The 8,094-nt window shown below is 37.5% G+C and carries 8 protein-coding genes (1 of these 8 only partly in view); 7 read left to right on the top strand and 1 reads right to left on the bottom strand.

The window, feature by feature from the left end:
* The 4 genes in view from EHQ47_RS13580 to EHQ47_RS13565 are tightly spaced (at most 2 nt apart) and all read left to right on the top strand, a layout consistent with a single transcriptional unit that may run on beyond the window.
* A protein-coding gene (locus tag EHQ47_RS13580; RefSeq protein WP_135777370.1) for a type I restriction endonuclease subunit R crosses the window boundary here: on the top strand, positions 1–1,102 show its end. 1,712 nt of this gene lie to the left of the window's left edge; the window shows 1,102 of its 2,814 coding nt (coding positions 1,713–2,814); the start codon falls outside the window, past its left edge; its stop codon occupies positions 1,100–1,102.
* Positions 1,102–2,679, top strand: a complete 1,578-nt coding sequence (locus EHQ47_RS13575; RefSeq protein ID WP_135777369.1) for a type I restriction-modification system subunit M — start codon at positions 1,102–1,104, stop codon at positions 2,677–2,679. The genes EHQ47_RS13580 and EHQ47_RS13575 overlap by 1 nt, the downstream gene beginning before the upstream one ends.
* Before the next feature lie 2 nt (positions 2,680–2,681).
* Positions 2,682–3,854: a restriction endonuclease subunit S gene (locus EHQ47_RS13570; RefSeq protein WP_167483295.1), complete on the top strand. Its 1,173-nt coding sequence runs from the start codon at positions 2,682–2,684 to the stop codon at positions 3,852–3,854.
* A complete protein-coding gene (locus tag EHQ47_RS13565; protein WP_135777367.1) occupies positions 3,851–6,229 on the top strand; it encodes an AAA family ATPase in 2,379 nt (792 codons plus the stop codon). The genes EHQ47_RS13570 and EHQ47_RS13565 overlap by 4 nt, the downstream gene beginning before the upstream one ends.
* A gap of 93 nt (positions 6,230–6,322) precedes the next feature.
* Here EHQ47_RS13565 and EHQ47_RS13560 read toward each other — a convergent pair whose 3' ends face one another.
* Entirely contained in the window at positions 6,323–6,622 is a 300-nt protein-coding gene (locus tag EHQ47_RS13560) for a DUF3892 domain-containing protein (RefSeq protein ID WP_135777366.1), read from the bottom strand.
* A 400-nt stretch (positions 6,623–7,022) separates the two neighbouring features.
* Between EHQ47_RS13560 and EHQ47_RS13555 the strand changes: the two genes are divergently transcribed.
* The 3 genes from EHQ47_RS13555 to EHQ47_RS13545 are packed head-to-tail and all read left to right on the top strand — an operon-like array spanning position 7,023 to position 7,958.
* Entirely contained in the window at positions 7,023–7,409 is a 387-nt protein-coding gene (locus EHQ47_RS13555; RefSeq protein WP_167483294.1) for a hypothetical protein, read from the top strand.
* Complete coding sequence (locus EHQ47_RS13550) at positions 7,406–7,624, top strand: hypothetical protein (protein WP_135777364.1); 219 nt, start codon at positions 7,406–7,408, stop codon at positions 7,622–7,624. Before EHQ47_RS13555 ends, EHQ47_RS13550 begins: the two co-directional genes overlap by 4 nt.
* A complete protein-coding gene (locus tag EHQ47_RS13545) occupies positions 7,608–7,958 on the top strand; it encodes a type II toxin-antitoxin system PemK/MazF family toxin (protein WP_135777363.1) in 351 nt (116 codons plus the stop codon). The genes EHQ47_RS13550 and EHQ47_RS13545 overlap by 17 nt, the downstream gene beginning before the upstream one ends.
* The last annotated feature ends 136 nt before the right edge of the window (positions 7,959–8,094 follow it).

Genomic DNA, 8,094 nt, shown 5'->3' with positions numbered 1-8,094 from the left:
CTTTGGCCTACGACTCGAAAAGATTGAGAAGGCAAGGGAGGCAGGTGAGTCTGAGATCGTGACTCGGGAAATTCAGAAATTAAAAAAGCAGATGGATTCACTTCCCGAAAACTCCATTGTGATTAAAGATGCCAAGTCAGCACTCGAACGCACAGAAGATGCGAATTTTTGGAATGCTCTTTCTACTTCTGCAGGACATGAGGCTCTTACTTTTTTAAAAGAAGTGGTCAAACCACTCTTTCGCACGGTATCGAATGTAGACTTCAAGGCCATGCGATTTGAACGGGATGTGCTCGAGGTAACACTTGCTAAGTTAAACAAAGAAGAATCAAAAATGGAAACACTCAAAATGGGTGTGATAGAAACCATTGGCGAACTTCCTTTGTCTGTGAATACAGTGGCCAAAGAAGAAGAACTCATTCGCAAAGCACAGACCATCCACTACTGGGCGACGGCAACCGAAGAAGATTTGGACAGGCTTGTTGAGAAACTCTCTCCACTTTTATATACCATAGAAGACTTTGTAAAACCGCTTCCCTTTGCCAAATTTGATTTTGCGGATCTGGTTGTGGAAAAAGAATATGTGGAATTTGGACCACAACATGAATCGGTGAGTATCAGTCGCTACAAAGAACTAGTCGAAGAAAAGATCAATGAACTCACAGCCTCCAATCCACTCTTGCAAAAACTAAAATCGGGCATGGCACTCAGTGAAACCGAAGTCAATCTGCTTGCGACGGAGCTTCATGAAGAACATCCCAATATCACGATTGATTTACTGCGAAGGGTGTATCAAAATCGCAAGGCACAACTTGTCCAATTTTTAAAACATATCCTTGGCATCGAGAGGCTTTCCAGTTTTCCTGAAATCGTGAGCCAGGCTTTTGAAAGTTTCATTCGGGAACATAGTTACTTGAGTGCAAGGCAATTACAGTTTATGGAACTTCTGAAAGGATTTTTACTGGAAAAGGAAAACTTAACCAAAAGGGATCTCATCGAATCTCCTTTTACACAGATCCATCCCGAAGGAATTCGTGGTGTGTTTTCTCTGAAAGAAATCGATGAAATTTTAATTTTAACTGAAAAGGTTTTAGCCGCTTAATGGTATCTTTTAATAACACTCTCAAATCACTCATCGACAAACTATGGAACAATTTTTGGAGTGGGGGGATTTCCAATCCACTCACCGCCATTGAACAAATTACCTATCTGATCTTTATGAAACGGATCGATGATCTTGACGCCAAACGCGTGCGAGATGCTGAATTTACGGGAGAATCCTATTTGTCCCGGTTTCATGGGAAGTATAAAGTTCCTGGAAGTAGTGAATCGATAAACAAATCCGAACTTCGTTGGAGTAACTTCAAACACAAACCCGCCGAAGAGATGTTACTCCATGTCCAAACGAAAGTGTTTCCTTTTTTGAAAGAACTGGATGGTGGGTCTCCCTTTACCAAATCCATGGCGAATGCTGTTTTTATTATGCCGAAACCATCGCTACTCGTCGAGGCAATTCACATCATCGAACAGATCTTTGACGAGATCGAACGGGATGCGAGTGTCGGCGGACATGCCTTCCAAGACATCCAGGGGGATGTGTATGAGATGCTTCTCAGTGAAATTGCCTCTGCTGGCAAAAATGGTCAATTTCGCACCCCAAGGCATATCATCAAACTGATGGCGGAACTCGTGCAACCGAAACTGGGCCAACGAATTGCCGACCCGGCTTGTGGGACGGGCGGGTTTTTACTCGGAGCCTACCAATACATTTTGACCGACCTTGCCAAAAAATCCAAAAGCGGAAAAGCAGCGGACACGACTCTCGTGGACGAAGACGGGTTTGAAAGAGCGGCGATTAGCTCGGGGCTAAATGAAAAAACAAAGGCGATTTTAGAATCAAGTTTTTACGGATTTGATATTGATACAACCATGGTGCGTCTCGGCCTCATGAACCTGATGATGCACGGCATTGACCAACCGCATATTGATTACAAAGACACACTCAGTAAATCCTATAATGAGGACAGTCAGTTTGATGTGGTGCTCGCCAATCCACCGTTTACCGGCAATATCGACAAAGGGGATATCAACGAAGGATTTACCCTTCCTACCACAAAAACCGAACTTTTGTTTGTGGAACGAATCTACAGGATGCTCAAGATCGGTGGGACTGCCGCTGTGATTGTGCCACAAGGGGTTCTTTTTGGCAGTGGCAAGGCATTTGTAGAAGCAAGGAAGATCCTAGTCGACAAGTCAGAACTCAAAGCTGTCATCACCATGCCAAGCGGGGTCTTCAAACCATACGCTGGGGTGAGCACTGCCATCCTTGTTTTTACCAAGGGAGGCGAAACGGAAAACGTATGGTTCTATGATATGGTCGCCGATGGTTATACCCTGGATGACAAACGAACCAAGATCGAAAACTCTGATCTCATCGACATCTTCACCCAATTCAAGACCCGAGACCCCAAAAAACCAAACGACCGCAAAGCGAAGTGTTTCTTTGTCCCTAAAGCGGAAATTGTCAATGAGGGTTATGACCTTTCCATGAGCAAATTCAAAGAGGATGTCTTTGAAGAAGTGAGCTATGAACACCCGAAGGTGATTTTAGAAAAACTAAAAGGACTGGAACAAGAAATTGGGAAGGGGCTGGAAGAGCTAACGGGTATGATGCGTTGAAATTGAAAATTAGTGATTTCTGCCATACCGGAAGTGGAGGCACACCTTCAAGAAGTAAAATAGAATACTATGAAAATGGTTCTATTCCTTGGTTCAAATCAGGCGAGTTAAACGAATCATATTTATTTGAATCAGAAGAAAAAATAACAGAGACGGCATTAAAAGAAAGTGCAGCAAATATTGTTCCGAAAGGTTCAGTTTTAATCGCCATGTATGGAGCAACTGTCGGTAAAACTTCTATACTCGGAATTGATGCGACAACTAATCAAGCAATTTGTCATTTAGTTCCTGATTCTAAGAGGTGTAATAATCTATTTCTTCAATACTTTCTTCGTTCTCAAATGAACACCCTTTTGTCAAAGCGTGTTGGAGGAGCTCAACCGAATATTAATCAGAATATTGTAAAAAATTTAGAGATAGATATCCCTCCCCTGCCAGAACAAATCCATATAGCGAACGTTTTGTCTAGAGCTGAGGCAATGATCACCAAACGCAAAGAGAGTCTGGCGTTGTTAGATGCGTATTTGAAGAGTACGTTTTTGGAACTGTTTGGAGATCCGGTGCGGAATGAAAAGGGATGGGAGGTGACTTCACTAATAAACTTTGGTTCCTTTAAGAATGGTTTGAATTATAATAGTAGTGAATCTGGTTTTAGGGTTAGGACCTTAGGAGTTGGAGATTTCAAGAGTGCATCAAAACTAACTGATATTAGAACATTATCTTTTTTGAATTTATCAACTAAGCCTCCAGAAGATTATTTATTAAAAGACGGTGATTTAATTTTTGTTCGTTCGAATGGAAATAGGGAATTAGTTGGAAGATGTCTCGTAATTTATCCTAATAACGAAGAAGTTACTTTTAGTGGATTCTGTATAAGATATAGACCTACAACAAATTCAATAAACTCGACATACTTAGCACACCTATTTCGAGTTACATCATTTAAAACTATTATGTTGCAGAATGGCAGAGGTGCAAACATTTCAAATATTAATCAAAAAATATTAGAAGATTTAAAAATTCCGTTCCCTCCTGTTCCTCTCCAAAACCAATTTGCGGCGGTGGTGGAAAAGGTGGAGGCGTTGAAGGAAAGATACCAAGAGAGTTTGCGGGAATTGGAAGCGTTATATGGAGCCTTAAGCCAGAGGGCGTTTCGGGGGGAGTTGGGGGGGTGATTAAGAAAATTAAATCCATTCGGAATCTCGCCGTGTTCCATGATTTTATTTGGGACAAAGCCGTTTTAGACAAAGAAGGAAACATTACAGAATTTAATTTAAATAATATCTTCTATGGACGAAATTACTCAGGCAAAACGACGCTTTCTCGAATGTTTCGGGCAATGGAAACGGGTTTGCTTTCTGATAAGTATCAATCGCCTGAATTTGAAACCACTTGGAGTGATGGAAATTCAGTTCATCAAAACAACTTACTATCGCATGGAAAAAAAATACGCGTTTTTAACGAAGACTTCATAAGGGAAAATTTAAAATTTATTACCAATCCAGCGGAGCAAATACAATCATTTGCGATACTAGGAGATGATAACAATAAAATTGAAGAAGAAATTCGCCAACTACAGGCAATTTTAGGAACCAATATTCCAGGAGAAGAGACAGGACTTTTTAAAGAGCTAAGACAATGCCAAGTTGAAGCTGAAGATGCTAACAAAAAGTATTTGGCCGATAAAGATGCTTTGGAAAAGAAGCTAAGTTTAAAAGCTACTGATAAAACCATTGGAATCAGAAATCACCCACTATTGTTTGGTGATCAAAACTATAATATTGCCAAATTAAAAACAGAAATTGAATTTGTATCAAAGGAAGATTATCAATCCTTCGATGAAGAGAAAGTAAAAGAATTAAAAAAAACAATCAATCAAGATTCTCTTGAGACGATTTCTCTGTTCTCAAAGATTGATTTTCGACTTTCTGAATTGATTCAGAGAGCAAAACTTCTGTTAGAAAAGAAAATTCTAGAATCAGGAAAAATTGAATCCCTTTTAAAAAATGCTGCTTTGAATCGATGGGCAAAGGAAGGGCATGCACTTCATAAAGATAACCATCATACATGTAGGTTTTGTGAAAATAGCATTTCAAGTGAAAGATGGATAGCTTTAAACCAACACTTTGACGAGGCTTCTGATCTCATTGAAAACCAACTGAATGAAATATTGAATGATATTGAAGTTGAAATTGCGGAAAAAACAGAAGTACTTGGGATCGATCAAAATCTATTTTATGTGAAATTTCAGGAAGAATTTGTAAGATATCAAAAAGATTATAAAGCTGAAATTAAGAAATACAAAGACTCCCTTCGTAACTTATCAAAACAACTAGAAGAACGTAAAAATGATCTTTTAAATGAAAAAGTGTATCAAGAAGTTTCGGATAACACAAACGAACTTGAAAAGGTTTTTGAAAAAATCGAAATTCTTCGTATGCAATCAAATGATTATTCTGTTGAGCTAAATGGCGAAAAGAAAAAGGCTCAAGACGCTCTTCGATTGAATGAGATAAATAATTATTTAATTACTATTGAATATGCGAAAAATGTGAAGTTAATTTCAGATCTGGATAGAAGCAAAAGTGAAAAATCGAAGTTATTGCAGGAAAAATCCGATGAAGTTAATCAATATCTCCGTGAAATCGAAGAGAAAAAGCGCCTACTCAATGATGAGGAAAAAGGTGCAGACCAAGTTAATGAATACTTGAAAAACTATTTTGGTCATAATTTTCTATCACTTCGTGCTATTGAAAATGAAGAAAGTGGAAAACATTTTCGTTTCGAAGTAATTAGGGAAGGAGATAGAGCACACCATCTCAGCGAGGGTGAATGTAGTTTAATTTCTTTTTGTTATTTTATGGCAAAGTTGCATGATACGGAAACGGAAGATTCAATGCCAATCATTTGGATTGATGATCCAATTTCAAGTTTAGATGGAAATCATATATTCTTTATATTTTCTATGATCAATGAAGAGTTAGTAGTTCAAAAAAAATATGAGCAGCTTTTTATTTCAACGCACAATTTGGAATTTTTAAAATACTTGAAGCGACTGAAAGGAGCAGAAAAGAGAGATAAAAAGGAAAAGAAATTCAACTTTTATCTGATCGAAAGATCTGCAAAATATTCAAGTATTCTATGTATGCCAAATTATTTATATCAATACGTTACAGAGTTCAATTTTTTATTTGAACAGATCTACCACTGTTCAATAACTTCAAAGGTTGATGACTCGAATTTCGGATATTTTTATAATTTTGGAAATAATGCTAGGAAGTTTTTAGAAATTTATTTGTTTTATAGGTTCCCAGGTAAGGAAGGAGAATTAGAAAAATATAAATTATTTTTCGGTGATTCGACTATTCCTGCAGTTCTAATTAATCGAATCAATAATGAATATTCACATTTATCAGGTGTGTTGGAAAGAGGAGCACTTCCTATTGATGTTCCCGAGATGAATGCCGCCGCAAAATTAATACTTAAGAGAATTGAAGAGGTGGATTCAGGTCAATATGAGTCATTGTTATCGAGTATAGGAATTAACTAATAGGATTTCTGTAAGTATTCACGGTTTAAAAGGAATAAGGATGCTAGTTAATCCCTCTCCTTGCAAAATAACAAGAAGAGGGACTTATTCCACTTAGAAATCGGGAAGATTATCCAAGTTGTCCTTTTCAATGGAATTACTATCTGTTCTAAGATACTTTGTTCCGTTAACAAGGATTACATTTACCTTTGCTCCGCTCTCCCATTTCCCTGAAGATTTTGTCATCGTATAGAAAGTATATCTGCTTTCTATATATCTAATCACTTCATTTCTTGGCCACGAAGTTGGATTGTTAAATGTTTGTTCACTGTTTTCATGAACCTTAAGAAATTGTATCCTACCGTAAGAATCCTTTCTTACGGCTGATATCCAATAGTGTACTTTATCTGGCATTATTATGCCCTCCGGTTTTAAAATTTGGAGGGATAAACCTTGACACTTGCACAAATACGAAGTATATGTCTCATTAATCAAACGACGCGTCAAGGTTGTCCCTCAGGATCTCCGTCTGATGCCCTCATCCTTGTTGGCGCAAGGGTGAGGTACCTTTTTTCAACTTCAATCCATACTGGCAGTATAAGCTCACAGTTGCTAACCCGCAAACTTTTTTTGGAACAATAAGAAAATTATGTACCATTGGGAATAGGGGTTTTGAAATTTGGCATTTTTAAAGAGACATAATATTGCATCTTTAAATTTTGAAACGCAAACTTACTAATTGAAGTGAGCTGCTTTTAATTTTTAGATGCAATTTTAACATTTTCCTACCTATAATGGAATGGGATTACCTTCGATGCCGAAAGAAGAAGAAATAGATTGGAATGGTCTTGTTACGTTTGGGAGCCTTATCGGAAATCTTATCCAATCTTCCAAACAGCAGCAAACTGAATCTGAATTAAAACAGTCCAAGAAGGATATCGAAGCACTCTTACAAGATAGAGAACAGCTGATCCGAAGTCTAAATAGCTTCCAAAAGGCAATTGAGAGTTTTAGAGTCAAAACAACTAATTTAGAAAATATCAACCGTGAATTATTTTCGCAAACCAAAATACAATCGATGGAGATTGAAAATCAAAAGTTAAGAATTGAATCATTGGAAAAGGAAAAAGAATCAATTCAGAAATCGTTGACCCTAGAAATTGAAACTCTTAAAAAACAACTCGAGGAGGTTCAAAAATGATCCCAACTTCATTAGAACAAAAATCGAATGAAATCATCGATGATTTTCATACATTCAATGATTTGTTCTTTAGCAAAATTCAGTTTCCTTATCTTGAAAAAGGCGAGATTCCGTTTACACCCATTATGCTAAACGATGCGTATTCTGAAGAGGAACCAGAATATAATTCTCAAGATTTAATTTGGAAAAATCCAAAGTATGATCCAACCCGGTAAAATTTGTTTGGCGGAACTTCCACAAGTGGATGGAAGGAAGAAAAAAAGGCCTATTTTAATTTTATCTAAATTACCAAGCCGAGACCATTGGTTTGTATGCGGTGTATCTCGGAAAACTTATGATTTGGTTTTTGGCTTTGATGAAATTATAAGTTCTGAGATGGAGTTCTTTGATAGGACAGGATTAAAGACATCTTCATCCATCAAATTGGGGTTTGTCTCTTACTTAGAAGAAGCTAGAATCGAAGGGATCATGGGAGAGTTGCCAAAAGAAGTATACGATTTGTTAATGAAAAGATTTTTGGATCATCTTTCCAATAATTTGAATAGATAGCTAATAATTACTTATATTGAATTAATCCCCCCACGTTAGGGATCGACCGAGCGCCCTCGTCGAGGGAGAGCCCGACCCTTTATACTTTCAATCAATAATATACAAATCCTATTGGGAACGCCCAAATCTTTTAAAT

The sequence above is a fragment of the Leptospira bourretii genome (assembly GCF_004770145.1).
In the GTDB taxonomy this organism is placed as follows: domain Bacteria; phylum Spirochaetota; class Leptospiria; order Leptospirales; family Leptospiraceae; genus Leptospira_A; species Leptospira_A bourretii.
This window is presented reverse-complemented; position numbering and strand designations above follow the sequence as displayed.